The 17,017-nt window shown below is 24.1% G+C and carries 20 protein-coding genes and 1 other RNA gene; 9 read left to right on the top strand and 12 right to left on the bottom strand.

The features are described from left to right. Positions 1 to 25: 25 nt before the first annotated feature. The 4 genes from STABA_RS01995 to STABA_RS01980 all read left to right on the top strand — a co-directional run bounded on the left by STABA_RS01995 (position 26) and on the right by STABA_RS01980 (position 2,123). Positions 26 to 868, top strand: a complete 843-nt coding sequence (locus STABA_RS01995; protein ID WP_156006005.1) for a DegV family protein — start codon at positions 26 to 28, stop codon at positions 866 to 868. Positions 869 to 1,194: 326 nt separating this feature from the next. Then, on the top strand, positions 1,195 to 1,482 hold the full coding sequence (locus tag STABA_RS01990; RefSeq protein WP_156006003.1) for a hypothetical protein: 288 nt from the start codon (positions 1,195 to 1,197) through the stop codon (positions 1,480 to 1,482). 47 nt (positions 1,483 to 1,529) lie between these two features. Next, positions 1,530 to 1,772 carry a DDE-type integrase/transposase/recombinase gene (locus STABA_RS01985; protein ID WP_156006001.1) on the top strand — a complete coding sequence of 81 codons (243 nt, stop codon included), beginning with the start codon at positions 1,530 to 1,532 and terminating at the stop codon, positions 1,770 to 1,772. Positions 1,773 to 1,787: 15 nt separating this feature from the next. Continuing rightward, positions 1,788 to 2,123 (top strand): integrase core domain-containing protein, encoded by a 336-nt coding sequence (locus STABA_RS01980; RefSeq protein WP_211360471.1) that lies wholly within the window; start codon positions 1,788 to 1,790, stop codon positions 2,121 to 2,123. A gap of 58 nt (positions 2,124 to 2,181) precedes the next feature. Here the strand turns inward: STABA_RS01980 and STABA_RS01975 are convergent, their stop codons facing one another. The 7 genes from STABA_RS01975 to STABA_RS01945 all read right to left on the bottom strand — a co-directional run bounded on the left by STABA_RS01975 (position 2,182) and on the right by STABA_RS01945 (position 10,052). After that, entirely contained in the window at positions 2,182 to 3,459 is a 1,278-nt protein-coding gene (locus STABA_RS01975) for a hypothetical protein (RefSeq protein WP_156005997.1), read from the bottom strand. Between the two features lie 266 nt (positions 3,460 to 3,725). After that, positions 3,726 to 5,252 (bottom strand): Rnase Y domain-containing protein, encoded by a 1,527-nt coding sequence (locus STABA_RS01970; RefSeq protein ID WP_156005995.1) that lies wholly within the window; start codon positions 5,250 to 5,252, stop codon positions 3,726 to 3,728. A 1,655-nt stretch (positions 5,253 to 6,907) separates the two neighbouring features. Continuing rightward, positions 6,908 to 7,714, bottom strand: a complete 807-nt coding sequence (locus STABA_RS01965) for a hypothetical protein (protein WP_156005993.1) — start codon at positions 7,712 to 7,714, stop codon at positions 6,908 to 6,910. 33 nt (positions 7,715 to 7,747) lie between these two features. Beyond that, a complete protein-coding gene (recA, locus tag STABA_RS01960) occupies positions 7,748 to 8,782 on the bottom strand; it encodes a recombinase RecA (RefSeq protein WP_281349609.1) in 1,035 nt (344 codons plus the stop codon). 38 nt (positions 8,783 to 8,820) lie between these two features. Further along, complete coding sequence (locus tag STABA_RS01955) at positions 8,821 to 9,294, bottom strand: CinA family protein (RefSeq protein ID WP_156005991.1); 474 nt, start codon at positions 9,292 to 9,294, stop codon at positions 8,821 to 8,823. A 36-nt stretch (positions 9,295 to 9,330) separates the two neighbouring features. Continuing rightward, an RNA gene (rnpB, locus tag STABA_RS01950) (RNase P RNA component class B) lies at positions 9,331 to 9,679 on the bottom strand. A gap of 31 nt (positions 9,680 to 9,710) precedes the next feature. Beyond that, entirely contained in the window at positions 9,711 to 10,052 is a 342-nt protein-coding gene (locus STABA_RS01945; RefSeq protein ID WP_156005987.1) for a DivIVA domain-containing protein, read from the bottom strand. A 296-nt stretch (positions 10,053 to 10,348) separates the two neighbouring features. On the opposite strand from STABA_RS01945, the gene STABA_RS01940 reads away from it, so the two are divergent. The 5 genes from STABA_RS01940 to STABA_RS01920 all read left to right on the top strand — a co-directional run bounded on the left by STABA_RS01940 (position 10,349) and on the right by STABA_RS01920 (position 13,122). After that, positions 10,349 to 10,534: a hypothetical protein gene (locus STABA_RS01940; protein ID WP_156005985.1), complete on the top strand. Its 186-nt coding sequence runs from the start codon at positions 10,349 to 10,351 to the stop codon at positions 10,532 to 10,534. Between the two features lie 162 nt (positions 10,535 to 10,696). Continuing rightward, a complete protein-coding gene (locus tag STABA_RS01935; RefSeq protein ID WP_156005983.1) occupies positions 10,697 to 10,843 on the top strand; it encodes a hypothetical protein in 147 nt (48 codons plus the stop codon). 14 nt (positions 10,844 to 10,857) lie between these two features. Further along, positions 10,858 to 11,436, top strand: coding sequence for a hypothetical protein (locus STABA_RS01930; protein ID WP_156005981.1), 579 nt, complete (start codon positions 10,858 to 10,860; stop codon positions 11,434 to 11,436). Positions 11,437 to 11,461: 25 nt separating this feature from the next. Beyond that, complete coding sequence (locus STABA_RS01925) at positions 11,462 to 11,644, top strand: hypothetical protein (RefSeq protein WP_170264679.1); 183 nt, start codon at positions 11,462 to 11,464, stop codon at positions 11,642 to 11,644. A gap of 989 nt (positions 11,645 to 12,633) precedes the next feature. After that, positions 12,634 to 13,122: a Holliday junction resolvase RecU gene (locus tag STABA_RS01920; RefSeq protein WP_156005977.1), complete on the top strand. Its 489-nt coding sequence runs from the start codon at positions 12,634 to 12,636 to the stop codon at positions 13,120 to 13,122. On the opposite strand, the gene STABA_RS01915 is transcribed toward STABA_RS01920, so the two are convergent. The 5 genes from STABA_RS01915 to cmk form a co-directional block, all read right to left on the bottom strand. Continuing rightward, the gene (locus STABA_RS01915; protein WP_156005975.1) at positions 13,094 to 13,648 is read right to left on the bottom strand and encodes a DnaD family protein; all 555 of its coding nucleotides are present in this window, start codon (positions 13,646 to 13,648) and stop codon (positions 13,094 to 13,096) included. The genes STABA_RS01920 and STABA_RS01915 overlap by 29 nt on opposite strands. A gap of 64 nt (positions 13,649 to 13,712) precedes the next feature. Beyond that, positions 13,713 to 13,991: an HU family DNA-binding protein gene (locus tag STABA_RS01910; protein ID WP_156005973.1), complete on the bottom strand. Its 279-nt coding sequence runs from the start codon at positions 13,989 to 13,991 to the stop codon at positions 13,713 to 13,715. A gap of 20 nt (positions 13,992 to 14,011) precedes the next feature. Beyond that, positions 14,012 to 15,016 (bottom strand): NAD(P)H-dependent glycerol-3-phosphate dehydrogenase, encoded by a 1,005-nt coding sequence (locus STABA_RS01905; protein ID WP_156005971.1) that lies wholly within the window; start codon positions 15,014 to 15,016, stop codon positions 14,012 to 14,014. A 4-nt stretch (positions 15,017 to 15,020) separates the two neighbouring features. Further along, positions 15,021 to 16,331, bottom strand: coding sequence for a ribosome biogenesis GTPase Der (gene der / locus STABA_RS01900; RefSeq protein WP_156005969.1), 1,311 nt, complete (start codon positions 16,329 to 16,331; stop codon positions 15,021 to 15,023). A 4-nt stretch (positions 16,332 to 16,335) separates the two neighbouring features. Then, complete coding sequence (gene cmk, locus STABA_RS01895; RefSeq protein WP_156005967.1) at positions 16,336 to 17,013, bottom strand: (d)CMP kinase; 678 nt, start codon at positions 17,011 to 17,013, stop codon at positions 16,336 to 16,338. Between the last annotated feature and the right edge of the window lie 4 nt (positions 17,014 to 17,017).

Below are 17,017 nucleotides of genomic sequence, written 5' to 3'. Positions count from 1 at the left end.
AATAAATATATAAAAGAGGTAAAAGATGAAAACAGCAATAATTATCGACTCATCTTGTGGAGTCAAGGACTTATCGAAATATAAAGATACATTTTTAGTACCATTAGTAATTTTAAAAGAGGATGGTACTTCTATAAAAGATGATCAAAATTTTACAAAAAAAGAATATGATGAGCTAAATGCCAAACAAGTTTTAAGAACATCACAAACTATCACTGGGGATATGTTAACAAAATGAGATGAATTATTAAAAGAATATGATGAAATAATTTGTTTATTAATTTCAAAAGGACTTTCTGGACAATACAATACATTTAAAATGTTTTCAAATGATTCTGAAGGCGGATATGCTGGAAGGGTTCATGTTATCGATAACAATGGAGTAAGTATTTTAATTAAAAGACAATTAGAAGAAGTGCATCATTTACTTGATCGAGGTGTTAAACCAAATGATATTTGTAAAAAAATTGAAGAAAAATACAAAAAAATAAAAGGATATATCATTCCAAAAACTCTAGATCAACTTGTTAGAGGTGGAAGAATAACTAAGGCTGCAGCTGGTCTTGCAAAAATCCTTAAAATAACACCAATCTTATCGTACAAAGGAGTTATTGATAAAGAAGATAAAACTAGAACTTTCAAAAAAGCAGTTTCAAAGGTTATTGAAAAAATTATTAATGAAACTAGTGGTGAGTATGTTGTTGATATTGCATATTCAGATTGTTCTAAAGAACTGTTACAAAGTGTAAAAGATATGGTAGTTGAAAAAGGTTTAAAACTTGGGTTAGTTGAAAGTTTACCTTATGTAATAGTTTGCCATACTGGAGCAGAAACATTTGCATTTTTTGCAAATAAAATTGATAAATAAAAAAACATCTTTAATAATGAACATCTAAAATAAAATTGACAGTAAAAAAGTACTTTTATTGTTAAAATTTAATTGAAAGGTGTTCTTTTTATATGGCAAAACAATGATCAAAACAAGAAAAAATTAACATAGTTAATGAGGCAAAAGAAGTTGGAATAATTAATACTGCAGTGAAATTTAATTTAAGCACCAGTACTATTAAGAGATAAAAACATGAAATAAGAACTGAAGGTGAAGGTGCTTTAGAATGAGGTAATGGAGTTCAAGCTAAAAGTAATATTAAGAAATTCAAATCTCATGATTGGTTATTTAAAGATCCTGATGATATGAGTTTAGAAGAATTGAGAGAAGCGTTAAAATTAGAGCGCGCTTTAAAAAATCATTTGGCGAAGACTGTTAAGGAAAAGTACTTCGCTATTTTTAATGCGAAAAAGTGTTTCTCATTAAAAATAGTTTGTAAATACTTAGGAGTATCAAGATATGGTTATTTAAAATGATTAAAAACAGGTAAACCTAAATACAAAAACTATGATATAAAAATTGCTAACAAAATCATTTATATACATAATCTTTTTAAAAACGTTATGGCTACAATATGATTACACTCATGTTAAATAAGTATTTTAAAATGAACTTAAAACCTTGGGTTGTATACAGATATATGAAAATATTAGGCATTAAGGCAGTCAAAAAGAAAAGAGTACCCGATCATTATAAATCAACTCCATTAAGATTTAAAAATATTTTAAACAGAAATTTTAAAGCAAATAACTTAAATGAAAAATGGGTTACAGATGTTACTTACATTAAAACAAGTTCAGGGATGGTTTATTTATCAGTCATTAAAGACTTATACAATTCAGAAATAGTAGATTGAAAACTTTCTAAAAGACCTGATAATTAACTTTGCCATACAAATTTAAAATCTGCAATCACAAAAAAAAGTAAACCAAAACTTATTCATTCTGATCAAGGTTCGCCATACACAAACGAGACTTGAAAATATTTATGTGATTCTAATAATATAAAGATTTCTATGTCGAGAAGAGGAAATTCTCCTGATAACGGTGCATGTGAATCGTTTTTTGGAACTTTAAAAAACGAGTGTATTTATACTTATAAAGTAAATGAGCTAAATTATTCTAATATATATAATGTAATTTCTGATTATATTGAGTTTTATAATTACGTAAGACCTATATTAAAGTATAAAAAAACTCCATACGAAATTCGTATGGAGAAAGTATCTTTTTAATGTCAATTTTAATTGACAAGTTCAATAAAGATGTTTTTTATTTATTGCTCATTTTAATTTATTGCTCGCTTCATTCATTAAAATCCATAGTTAATATGACTTTTGATAGTTGCCCTTTAAAATCTTTTGAATCTGATGGAGATACAAAAGAAATGTAAAAAGTAAAATCATTTGTATGCTCATTTTTAAAATTTTCAAAAAAGCTTTTAGCATTTTCATTTCCACTTCATTTACCAATTAAAGTAGATAAATCTAATTTTTCAAACACATCATCTTTTGTGTTTGATGATGGATTTTTTTGATATGAAAGAGATATATTCATTATTTTTGTGTCTATAATTTTTTTAGTTAATGGTTTCAAAAAAGTATTTAAATTATTATTATATATACTTTCTAAAAATTCTTTAGTACTATTATCTTTATTATAAAATGAATTTAGTACAACTTTACGATTATAACTTGATTGATTCATTTTATCTGCACTTAATGCGTCTAAATTGGGTATTACTTTTAAATTATTTATTTTATCTTCATCCGCTTTTCAAACGAACTCATATGAATTATCTATTTTAATTCAGTGATTCTTTGGCATAAATGTAAAACTAAATGAGTCAGGTATGATGTTTTCTTCTAAAAGTGAGTTACTAAAAAAATTATTATGATTTGAATCGGAATAATCTTTATATTTTAAACCTTGATTTTTTAAAAAATAATCCTGACTCATATTTCGCGAAACTTCTAAACTGTCCTTTAAATTTAATTTATCCAAAAGAAGGTCTGGAACATCATTACCTCAACTTTTCAAATCATCATATATACCATCAAAAAGAAGGCTTTCAAGATCATTTAAAAAAGTTTTTTGTTTAACTCCTTCTCCATAAACTTTTTCATCTATTTTTTTAATAAAAAATTCTTGATCTTCATAAGTAAAGTTTAAACTGAAATTTAATTCAATGTATGGTTTTTGATTTAAATATAGATAGTGCTTATTACTTTCAATATCTGGTAATTCAAATTCAACTTTTATCAACTTCTCACTAGTAATTTCAAATGACTTTAACAAAATAGTATTAGGTTGATTATTATGTTTCTTCAAAACTTTAAATTTAGATTTTGCATTAAACATATTTACTAAGTTATCAATTGATGGTGCTCCATATTTTTTAATGTCATAAGTTCTAAAATCTCCAACAATTTGATTTAAATAGTCATAACTTGGACCATCATTACTGTTACTAGAACCTCCAGCAGGTCCTTGACAGGCAACAACAGATGTTGTTGAAGTTGTTATAACACACAAACCTAATATTTTTAACATTATTTTTAATTTACTCATTTTTTTCTCTCCTTAGCAAAACCAAGATAAAAATAAAATTATCAAAATACATTCCCTTAGTATTTTGCACTTTTTATAAGTTTTTCTGAAATATTTTTAAGTTAATTTAAATATATTCATTACTTTTTCCTTATAAAATAATTTTACTACAATATCATTTTTTTAATTTATTTTGTTCATTCTACAAAAAACTCTATACAAAAATGTATAAAGTAAGTGATTTTAAAAATACAAATATTAAAAAAAACAATTGAATTAATTTTAAACTATAATTTTGTAGATTCTCTTTTTTCTCTAATTAAAGTTATATAAATATCTCCTGGAGTTTTATTAATACTTTTTATTTTTTCTTTAATCTGTTGAGTTAAATTAAGCATTTCATGATCTTGAATAATGTCAGGATTTACTATAACTCTAATTTGTCTTCCTGATTGAAAAACATAAGCTTTTAAAACACCATAAAATTTTTCACATTCAGTTTCTACTTCTTTTAATCTTTCAAAGAATTGTTCTGCTCCATTATTTCTTGCCCCAAATCTTGCAGCACTTATTGTATCTGCAATTGAAATTATTTCTGCATAAACAGATTTTTTTTCCACATCTCCGTGATGAGATTCTACACAATTAACGATTATATTATCAATTTTATGCATTTTTAAAAGATTTGACCCTAATTCAACATGACTACCTTCTTGTTCAAAATCCATAGCCTTACCAATATCGTGTAATAATCCTGCTTTAAGGGCGATTTGTTCATCTAATTCTAATGCATTAGCAAGTGATTTTGCAATTTTTGCAACCTCAATCGAATGTTGTAAAACACTTTGTCCATAACTAAAACGATATTTCAATTTTCCTAAATTTAAAATTATTTCTTCATCTAAATCAAATATGTTTAAATCTTTTGTAACTTGATTACCAGTTTTAAAAAATGTTTCTTGTATTTTTTGCTCTTCACTTATCAAAGTTTCTTCGATAGCAGCAGGTTGTAATCTACCTATTTTTATTAATTCTGTTAAAGTATTATATGCAATTTCTCTTCTTAAAGGGTTAAATGAAGATATAACTATTCTATTTGGAACTTCATCAATTATAATGTCAACTCCGCCATATTGTTGAAATGTTTTTACATTCCTACCTTCTCTACCAATAATTTTTCCTTTTCACGAATCATCTTCGAGTTTAAAAATAGTTGTGTTTTTTTCAGTAGCTATTTGAACATGCGATTTTTCCATAGCTTCCATAATAATGTTTAAAACAATCTCTCTTGAGTTTTTCCTAATAAACTCTTCTTTTGTTTTTATTTCTTTATATATATCTTCAATATATGTACTTTCTGCATATATTAATAATCTTTCTTTCGCTTCTTCTGATGACATATCAGCTAGTTTTTCTAAAATTTCTACAACATTATCAACATCAACTGATAACTTATTTTTAACCCTATTATTTTCTAGTTGTTGTTCAACAATTTTAGATTCTCTTAGGTTTAAATTTTCTAAATCATCAAAGTATTTTATCTTTTTTTGTTCTAATAAAGCAGATTCATGTTCTATTTCTGCTCTTTTAGAAAAAAGTTCTTCTTCAATCGAGTTTTTTAAAATAGTCGCTTCAATCTTAGCAGCAGCAATTGCTTCCATTTTTATTTTTTTTGCTTCGTCTTTCGCTTTTTTTAGCACATGACTTCTACGACGGTTGAACAACAAGTAGCAACTAAGCAATATTAGTAAAAACACTGCAATCGCAAGTGCTGTCACAACTATAAGTCATGAGTTTCTTTCTGAATTAGTCATTTATTTCCTACTTTCAAGTAGACTATGGTGTTGTTTGTAACAATATTATTATACACTTTTTTAAACTTCTAATATAAAATAGAATTTATAAAAAAATTTTTATAGTTTATTATAATTTAAACAAACTTAAAACCATTTAAAATTAATTATATATTTCTCTGCTATCTCATACAAATTTCATAAGGTGTTTTATTAACAATAATTTTTCATTAATGAAACTAAGATTAAAATATCTGTAAGTAAATTATAGTTTTTTTAACAATATTATTTATTGTCATAATTCATTTTGATTTATCAATATTTAATCACCACTTCCAATGAAAGGAGTTATAAAAAATATCATTTTAAGATTTAATAAAAACTAACGCCTTGGTGGTTGCATAATCAAAATTAAATTAAGTGTAGTTGAGTTTCTATTTTAGAATAAGTGATCTCTTGTAGAATTTATATACTTATAGCAAACAAAAACACGTTATACTTATCAATGATAATACACTATTAAATTTCATATTTATTAATTTAAAGTTCAAATAGCAAAATCATATTTTTTTATTAATTAAATATTTTAAACATAATACTTTTCACATCTGTTACTACGCCATAATAAACAAATATACTATATGAATCTATTGTGTTTTTTATAAAAAGTTTATTGTGATATGATTAAACTGTTTTTCTAAAAGAGTAACAACAACTTTAATATATTTTTTTCTTAATATTTGCTTTATCTATTCAACGACCAATAACGTTTGAAAGATCTTCGATACTTTTGGAAATTTAACTTATTAGAACATCATTTTATATAAAAATTATTTTTCTTACTATTTTCAATAGAATCAAATAAAGTTAAGAGTTGACAATTTTAGACAAATATTTATATATGAATCTTTCTGTTAAATTTTTTTAAATGTTTAAATATAATTACAATTTGAATATGTATAATAACACTTATAATTTTTTTTCTTATTTGTTAAAACTATAAAAAATATAATTAATAATTAGTTGCTAAAATCTAATCATTGTTTACTTTTTTTATCCTAAATAAAAAGTTATTTTTTTAATTCTTTAGTTAAATTTATCAAATTTAAATAATTATATATATAAATAATAACTTTTATATATCGTTATTATTTATATATTTTATTTGATTAGGAATTAATTTAAAACCTATCTTAGATTTAATATCTTAAACAAGTTTTTTCTCATCATCAAGTATTTCTTTATTTACATTTCTTAATTTGTATATATTTGATTACCTTGATATACACAACTTATTCAATCTTTAAAATCATATTTAAAACATTATTTGTAATCTCAGCACTCAAATAACTTATTTGTTTTTTTAATATTCCAATCGATAATAAAGTTAATCTTTATTAAATATTTACTCCTTAAATATTTACTATGCATTTGTCTATTCCTATTAATACTTTATTTTTACTTAGAAAATATAAACTATTAATATAGGAACCGAAAACATAAAAGTAATATCATTCAAAAAAGTTTGTATTTTATTTCTTTAATTATTTTATTTAATAAAAGTTTACTATGATTATAAAGTTTATAGCAAAATTTTAAGTTTAAATATTTTTGTATATTGAGCACAAATAAAAAATACGTTTATAAAAAACGTATTTTTTTAATGAAGTATTTAATTAGTCGAGTACTTTAACTTTTTTCTCTTGTAATTTTTTATATGCTATTATTGATCAAAAAACAAAATTTAAAATTGGTATAAATAATGTATAAATTGCAATTGCAAAATATTTTTTATCTTTTACTTGATCATTTGATTTTCTACAAATATATGAATATTCATTTAAATAAGAAATTATTAATAATATGTGAATTAATAAACCAAATATATAAAGAGAAATACAATTTGCCGTTATCTTTTCATCTAAATATATTACTTTAGTTTGGATTAAAACAGCTGCAGTTAAAAAAACTATTATAAATATTGAAGCTATCAAACCTTTAACCAAAATAGATTTAGCTATACCTTTATTTGTGATTCCAAAAATATTATCGAAAAATCCACCAAATTTATATGAAATTTTATTTTTATATTCATAAGGACCTGCTTTAATCATTCTTTTTTTTATTAATAGTAAGAAATAAAAAATCATAATATTGAGAATCGGAAGTCATATACAAATAAATGCTATTTTTAAAACTGTATTATCTTTGATTCTGTTAATGGTTTTAATTTTTAAAAATTCAAGTGTACTTGAACAATCTGATATTGTTCCAAAAATACATACCAATACAAAAATTGGGATAATTAAAACAAGTTTTTCATTAAATGAATAATTTGGTAATTGCACTCAAAAAAGAGATATAAAAACACCAATTATTATAAGATAAACAAATGAAATCAATAAAAAAAATAAAGCTATTTTTTTAAATTCATTTGGATATGTATGATTATTATAACTTTTTAAATCATTTGTATTAGTCATCTTTATTTCTCTTTTCTAAACATATTTTTTATTTTATTTAATAATTTCATTGACTTTTTGCATAATTTCTTGTTCTTTTTCAGGATTATTTTTTAATCATTCTCTAACCGACTCTTTTCCTTGTCCTATTTTTTCTTCATTATATGAATACCAAACTCCTGCCCTTGTTAAAATATTATATAAAGTTGCAAGTTCAATAATTTCTAAATCTTTTTCAATTCCTTTATTATAAGCGATAATTATTGTACAAGTTTTAAAAGGTGGGGAAACTTTATTTTTTACAATTTTTACTTTAATTTTGTTCGCATTTGCTTCTCCGTTTAAAGTTAGAGTTTCACCTTTTCTAACTTCCATTCTTAGTGATGAATAAAATCTTAAAGCCCTTCCTCCGGGAGTAGTTTCAGGATTTCCAAAAATTACTCCAACCTTTTCACGTAATTGATTTATAAATATTACTGTTGTATTAGTTTTTGAAATTATTCCGTTTAATTTTCTCAATGCTTTTGACATCAATCTTGCTTGTAAACCAATTTGTTGATCGCTCATTTCTCCTTCTAATTCACTTTTGGGAACTAATGCTGCAACCGAGTCAACTACTATTACATCCATTGTATTTGATTTTACTAGCATTTCTAATATATCTAATGCTTGTTCTCCGGAATCTGGTTGAGCAACAATTAAATTTTCAATATCTACCCCTAAATTTTTTGCATACTTTGGGTCTAAAGCATGCTCTGCATCAATAAATGCAGCTCTTCCTTTATTTTTTTGTGCCTCTGCAATTGCATGAAGTGATAAAGTAGTTTTACCACTAGATTCAGGACCAAATATTTCAATTATTCTTCCTTTAGGATATCCTCCAATCCCAATTGCATTATCAATCAAAAAACTTCCACTCGGAAGTGCTTCGATAAAGTTATTTGCTTTATCTCCAAGACGCATAATCGCACCTTTTCCAAACGTTTTTTCAATGTCTTTTAAAACAGCTTTAAAATTTGGATCGTCATATATATTTTCCATATTTAATACAAACCCTTCGTTTACATTGCTTTCTATTTTTTTTAGCATATATTTTCCTCCCTATAAAATAAATCGAAAAGAAAATATTAAAAATTACATTTTTTTCAAATAGAATTAAATTTTTTTAATACATATTCTATTGCTTTTATTTTATACTCTTCTCTAGATAAATTATTCACATCTATAAATTCATATATAAATATATCATTATTAATTGCAAATCCAACATAGCTTAAACCGCTTCTAGGATTGTTATTATCAATAGGAGATGCAAATCCTGTAAAACCAAAAACTACATTAACATTTAATAATGCTTGAGTTTGTTTTAACATTTTTGTTAAAACTTCTTTAGAAACTTCGCTATTTTTTTTAATGATTTGTTCTTCTATATTTAAGTGTTTTATTTTAAACTCATTTGAATAACAAACATATGCTCCTTTAAAATAATCACTAGCACCAGACATGTTTGTAAATAAATTAGCAAACATTCCTCCAGTAAATGATTCGCAACTTGCTAATGTATAATTGTTGTTTTTTAAATATTCAAATAATTTATTCATTTTAACAAATCCTTAAAAAAAATAGTGAATAATTTTTATCATAACCCACGTTCTGTACGTTTTTACCGCATCAACCATCTATCTATCACTTAAAAAAGTGATCCAAAAGATCAATTTGATTCTCAATCTTTTAGCTCCTCTACCATAATTTGAGTTTCTTGCTTGTGGAGTTTACCCGTTCCATTTCACTATTTCTAGCTAATCGTCCCTGTGGCACTTTAAAGACTTTGCCATATGTAAAAACACTTAGGCTAATTCTTGTCGTCACCAATTAAGGCGCCTAGAGTTATTTTTTCCTCTAGCACAAACACTACATTCATCACAGAATGTGCAAGCGTGGAGTTTCCTCTATATTATTTTGCAAATATAGCGGTTGATTCAAAAAATTATTTCACTAGTATATTTTACACTAATAACTAATCTTTGTTTAAATTAGTTTTTTCCAAAGCTGAAATACGTTTAATAATATCTGATGAGTTAACTCCTTTTCTAGCTAACTCTTCTTGTTGTTTTTTTGTTAGTTTTAAAGTTGCAATTGTTTGATTTAAATCATTTTCTAAACTTTGACATCTTTCATTTAATTTTTGTATTATTTGTTCTTTTTCTGACTCCATTTTTTCATAATATTTATAATCTTCTGCTATTAAGTCTAAAAAAGAATCAACTTCTTCTACTTTATATCCTTTATATTCAACCTCAAACTCTTTTTCCAAAATATCTTTTTTTGTTAATTGTGCATTAATATTTACATTAGCCATAAATTAACCCCCATATATATATTTTATAAAAAATTTGTTGATTTAATAAAAAAAGTTATAAATATGTCTGGGTTATTGTGTCAATATATTACAAACAAAAAAAGTATCAAAAATTTTTTGTAATTTATTTATAGTATAAAAATAATAAATATCACTAAAAATTTTTTCTTATCCAAAAAAACCTAAGTAGACCAGTTAAAAAACTGGTCTTTTATATTAAAAAGAAAAAAATGCCTAAAAAGTATACAGAATAAATTAAAAAAATAGCATTAAACAGATTTAGAAATGGTGAATCAGTGGATAAAATAGCTTATGAATTAAATATCATATCTGGGGGTCAGCTAATAAGAATTTGAGATAAAAATGATAAACTTTGTTATTCTTATAATAGAAGCAAATTATGCAATGAGATTGATAAAGTGAGTCAAAAATCAAAAAAAGAGTTCATTTCTAAAGAACTAAAAAATAAAGAAAAAAAATAAAGTATTAAAAGAAAAAATAAAAATCTTAGAAAATAAATTAAAGTTTGAGCAACAAGAAAAACTACTAGCAATAGCGAGCAAAGAAATTTTGGAAAAGTCCATTCCTTCTTGCACAATAACCACAATGTTGAACATGTTAAGGATGGCAAGAAGGACTAGATAATGATAATGGCGACAAAGGCCTATAAACATTTCGCATGCTGTCAAATTTATACATTTATTGCAAAATATGGAATTGGTACAAATTATTTAGTTAAATATTTTAAAGTACATAAAAATACATTCAAAAGATTTAAAAAAACAATTTAGAAAAGCCAATAAATTTGTATAATCAAGGTTTAGATCTTAAAGATCTACCTAGTTTTAGGAGTCCTATTTATGATAGAGCTGTTGAAATAATAAAAGACTATAACGATGCAAATAACATGCTAGCATCAGGGTCTGATTTAATTAGAAAATGAATTTTTATAAATAAAAGTATTATAGTATTTGAAAAATTAGTTAGAAAAATAAGAAAAGATGTATCAAATATTTTAAAAAAAGCAAATAGAGTCAATAAAACTGGTTATTTTAAAGAATCTAAGAAACACAATAGTTATGTTAGAAATGATTTAATCGAAATGAATTATAAAACACCTAATGTTGTAGGCATTGATGGTACTAACTTTAAAATTTTTTTGAATAACTCAAAAAGTATAACAAAGCTAAGCTGTTTAATTTCTTATGATTGATTAATAAGAACAATAGTTAATTATAAGTTTGATCAAAGTGAGAATTCTGTAATTGCTTTATATGTAATTCAAAAAATTAACAATTATGCAATACAAAACAAATTAAAAAAAATTATTCAATCAGATAGAGGATTAGCTTTTTCAAATGAAAGTATTTTTTACTTATGTTAATAAAAATAAAAATATTATACATTCTATGTCAAAAAAGGGATTTAAGCACAATGTACCTACCGAAAGTTTAAATGGATGAATAAAACAAAAGTTTTTTGCAACATATGGTGATAGATTTGCAAATAAAGAGTGCTTTTATAATCTATTTGAGAAGTTTTCAAAAGATTATAATAATTTACAATATATAAAATATAATTGAAATATATAAAAGATCATTAATTTTACAATAAATGGTCTACTTAGGCTCCGTTATTCTAAATAAGATTATTTATTGATAAGTAAAGCTTCTATAATTTAATTTAAATATAGACTATTTCTATATATCCAATTTAAAGTGTAAGTTTTTGAATTATTATGTGAAATAACTTTCCTTTTTTTCATAACATTGTATATAAATTTAAAGTTTTATTCTTTTTTTTTATTTATTTGTACTTTCATAAAAAAATCCAGAAAAGTAATTTTATATCACCTCTTAATTTTAGAATAGACAACCTCAAAGAGACAAAGTTATTTAATATAAGTTATTAAATTAAAATAAACAAATATTCTAGAAAAAATAAAGTAATTATTCTCGCTTAGAAATATTCAAAAATAATCAAAAAAATAATAATTTAAAACTTTTACTTTCATTTAACAATCAAAGTCTTTATTATATAAATAAAATTTTTCCTTTATAATATATTTTTTTATTAAAGTTTTAAAATAATCGGAGTTGGTTAGTGTTATATTATAGTCATTATATTCAATCTCAGAATAAAATTGACAATGTAATGTTCATCATTTAAGCAATAAGAATCATCAATTAATTTTTCACAAAAACTATAGCTATTAAAATTAATGTTAACAAAAATAATTGTAATGTTATTTATTCTCTTTCTAAATTTATTTTTTATATATTTTCAAAAAATTAGCAGTATATCATTTTTAACTATATAAAAAAATATTTTTTTGATTACTAAATGCTAATTTTTTTTAATAATATTAAAAAAATATAGTAAACACAAAAAACTTTCTATAAATTTTAAACTTTAATTTCCCATAATTTAAGTAATTGTTTAAGTTTTAAAAGATTATGTCTAATCATATAGTGTATTATTATGTTTTGCGAAATAAAATCCAAATCAGTTAAAATTTTTTAAATTATTTTAGAAATTTCAGATTTATTTAACGATATAAATATTGAATGGAGTGTTTTATATGATACTAAAAAATAAAGGGATGTATTTAGAAACAGTTATAAATAATAGCTTACATGCGTTACTAAAAAAAGGTTTATTAATTCAAAAAGTGCCAATAAATAATTCTATAATAAACATTGAAAATAATGTAATAAAAGCAAAATTAGAAAAAAATAGTTTTTGTGATTATATAGGTATTTATAATGGGATTTATCTAGAATTTGATGCCAAAGAAACTAATAAAGCAGATTTTAATTTAGCAAATATAAAGAAAAATCAATTTGAAAAACTCAAATTGATTAACAATTTAAATGGTATTGCTTTTTTGATAATATATTTTCACGACTACGATAGTTATTTTGCTGTGAATTATAATCAATTATCTAATTTTAAAATTAAAAAAATTCCTTATGAGTGATTTAAAAATAATAGTTTTGAACTTTATTTTGATAATTTAGTTTTAGATTTAACTAAATATATTAATCGTTTAATCAATTATAACGAGTAATTTTTAGCTTGTTAGTTTTTTTGACATATTCATTTAGATAATTAATTAATTCATCAAAAGTCTTGATGTTATTTTCTGTGATTATTGATAAAATTTTAGGTTTAGAAAGACCTTTATTCATATATTCAATTATTAAATCTATATTTTCTTGAGTAAGATTGATTCTTAACATTTGCTCAATAAATGAATATTTCATATCTTTTGCCAAACCTGAGTTTTGTTCTTCTAAACTAACGATGATCTTATTAAAAAGCGGCGATAAATCTAATATTGATTTTTTACCATTTTGTTCAATTGTAATTAATCCATCGACTAATAATTTACTAATTTCTTGCTCAATAACATCTTTTTCAAGATTCATATATTTTGCAATTTGAGATGGAGTAAAATTTTTTTGTTCTTCATTTGATAACTCCATAATAATTAAAAGTATTGCTAACTGATTTTCATTGATACTAAATTTTGAGTAGTTTAATATAAGTAGGCTTTTTTTATTAATAATTCCCCTTTTAAATAGATCAAACATAACCCCTCCGCAAAAAAAAAAAAAAATAAGAGTTACCAAGCAACTCTTACCAAATTGTAACTAATTATTTTTTAGCTACTGCTTCTTTAAGTTGTTTTGCAACTTTGAATTTAGCAACAGTTGTTGCTTCAATTTTGATTTTTTCTCCTGTTGAAGGATTAACACCTTCTCTTGCAGCACGATCTGCAGTAGCGAATTTTCCAAATCCGGCAATAGCGACTTCTTCACCTTTAATTAAACTACTAGTGATTGAATCAAAAATGAAATTAACCATTTTTTCTCCATCAGCTTTTGAATGATTAAATTCTGAAGCTAATTTATCAGACAATTCTTTTTTTGTCATGTTTTACCTACCCCTTATATCTATACTACCTTTGCATGCTTGAAAAAATCATTTATTAGCACACTAGGCTTACCCTTATTGTATAGTATTTTGTACATTATTTCAAATAATGGAGAAGAAATTTTAAGTTTTTTAACGATTTTATAGGCTATTTCACAAGTTTTTACACCTTCAACTGTGTTTTTATGGTACTTTAAAACAGCAGAAGCATCATCTTTTTGAGCTATTTGAACACCTAATGAAAAATTTCTTGATTTAATAGAACTGGCAGTTAGTATTAAATCCCCTAAAGTAGCAAAGTTCATAAATGTTTCAATTTTTGCACCATATTCTTTTGCTATGTTATAAATTTCAGCGTTACCAATTGTTATAAGTGAAGCCTTAGCATTGTCTGCTGCATTAAATCCAAATAATAAACCGCTTGCAATAGCCACGGTATTTTTTAATGCTGCAGCAATTTCACACCCAATGATGTCTCTAGTTGGTTTAACAATAAAATAATCATTAGTAAATAACTCGGCAATATATTCAGCAGTTTTTATATCTTCATTACAGCTCATTACACAAGTTGGTTTCCTCATAATAACTTCAATTGCAACAGATGGACCATAAATCGCTCCAAAAGATTTCATAACTCCAGTTCCGGTTAGTTTATTTACAATGAATTTACTTAAAACATTCAAGTTGTTTTCATCCAATCCTTTAGCAACATTTATTACATGCATTTCCCGTTTTCCATATTTAATAATGTTATCCACAGCATTTTCAATCGCAAAAGTTGGTGTTGAAAGGATTACAACTTGTGCATTTTCCATAGCCTCTGCTATATCTGTTGTAGCTTTTATATTACTATTTATTATTAGGTCTTGAAAAAATCTTGTATTTAAATGATTGTTATTTATATCTTCAACTTGTATCCTTTCAATTCCATACATAACTACATCATGTCCATTATCTGCTAAAACATTTGCCAAAACCGTTCCATAAGCGCCTGTACCAATTATTGCAACATTTATTTTTTTCATTTTATTATTTCCTTTCTCTAAAAATTAAAGTTATTGGAACACCACTAAAATCAAATTGTGTTCTTATTTGGTTTTCTAAAAATCTTTTGTAGGAAAAATGTAAATAACTTGGATTATTTACAAATAATACAAATGTAGGTAAATAAGCCTCTACTTGAGAAGCGTAATAAATTTTCAACCTTCCTCCATTATGATTTGGTGAAGGATTAATTAATTGAGCTTTATTAAAGATTTCATTTAATATACTTGTTCTAATTCTTTTTTTAAGATTTTTTTTAATTAAATCAACTGCATCAAAAATTTTATTTACTCTCTTATTTTCTTTTGCGGATACAAACAATATTGAAGCATAATTTAGATATTTAAAGTATGCTCTAATTTCTTCTTCTTTTTTAATCATTGTGTTTGTAACTTTTTCTACAATATCTCATTTATTTCCAACAATAATAATTGGTTTATGTTCATCAAAAGCAAAACCTCCTATATTAGTGTCATGATCACTAATTGGGGTACTTGAATCTAAAACTAATAGTACAATATCTGCTTTATTAATAGAAGTTAATGAACGTAAATAACTATACTTTTCTAAGGTCTCATAAATTTTTCCTTTTTTTCTTAAACCCGCTGTATCAATTAAAGTATATTCAGAATTATTATACTTAATTTTTGTATCAACACTATCAATTGTTGTTCCTGCAATTTCAGAAACAATCATTCTATTTTCTCCAACCAAAGCATTAACAATACTTGATTTACCCACATTTGGTTTACCAACAATTGCTAATTTAGTTTCTGCTTCTAGATTTTCATCATTAAATTTAGGTAATTGTTCAATCACCTTATCTAATAAATCTCCTGTACCAATTCCATGTGAAGAAGATACTAAAAAGGGCTCTCCAAATCCTAATGACATATAAGAATAAGATTCATCATATTTTTCTTTTTTATCATATTTATTTATTGCTAGAATTATTGGTTTATTAGTTTTATATAGTAATTTTGCAACAGCTTCATCTTCGAGAGTTATTCCTTCTTTAAAGTTTAAAAGAAAGATAATAACATCTGCTTCTTTCATTGCTATTTCTGCTTGCATTTTAATTTCTTTTGCAAACATACTATCTTCAAGAGTAATACCACCAGTATCTACAACAATAAAAGGTCTAGTTAATCATTCTGCATTACCATACATTCTATCTCTAGTAACGCCAGGACGGTCTTCTACAATTGCTTTTTTCTCTTTAATAATTCGATTGAATAGTGTTGATTTTCCCACATTAGGTCTTCCAACAATTGCAACTATTCCTTTTCTTGACATAAATTTATTCCTCCTGATTAATAAATGATAATACTTTTGTTTTTACTTTTTCTACCACTTGATCAAATGTTAAATCACTTGTATCAATCACTCATGCATCTTTTGCAATCATTAGCGGACTTTCTTTCCTATTTTTATCAGACTCATCTCTTTGAATTATTTGTCTTAAAATATCTTCATAATCATTTGGATAAATATTATTTTCTTCATTTTGTTTAACTCTTCTTTTTGCTCTAGTTTCTGCAGAACAATCAAAATAAATTTTTAATTCAGCATTTGGTAAAACAACGGTAGTAATGTCTCTTCCTACCATAATTTTATTTCCATTGATTGCCATTTTTCTTTGTAAATCAACCATTTTATTTCTTACTTCTAATAAAGTTGCAATATATTTTATATTTTCAACCACATCATAATCTGATAAATATTTTGTATAATTTTTATTTCCTACATAAATTTGATTTCCTTCTCGATAATGAAAATCAAAGTTTTTTAACTGTTCGATAATTTTAACATTGTTATTAAAATCAACTTTATTATCCAAGCACATTTTTGTATATGCTCGATACATTAAACCAGTATCGATAAAATGAAATCCTAAATCTTTTGCAACAACCATCATAACAGAGCTTTTACCACTACTTGCTGTTCCATCTACTGCAATATTTATTTTTAAATTCATATAC

Origin of the sequence: Spiroplasma tabanidicola, from assembly GCF_009730595.1 — a bacterium.
In the GTDB taxonomy this organism is placed as follows: Bacteria; Bacillota_I; Bacilli_A; order Mycoplasmatales; family Mycoplasmataceae; genus Spiroplasma_A; species Spiroplasma_A tabanidicola.
Note: the sequence above shows the minus strand (reverse complement) of the source record. Positions and strands in the feature narration are given on the sequence as shown.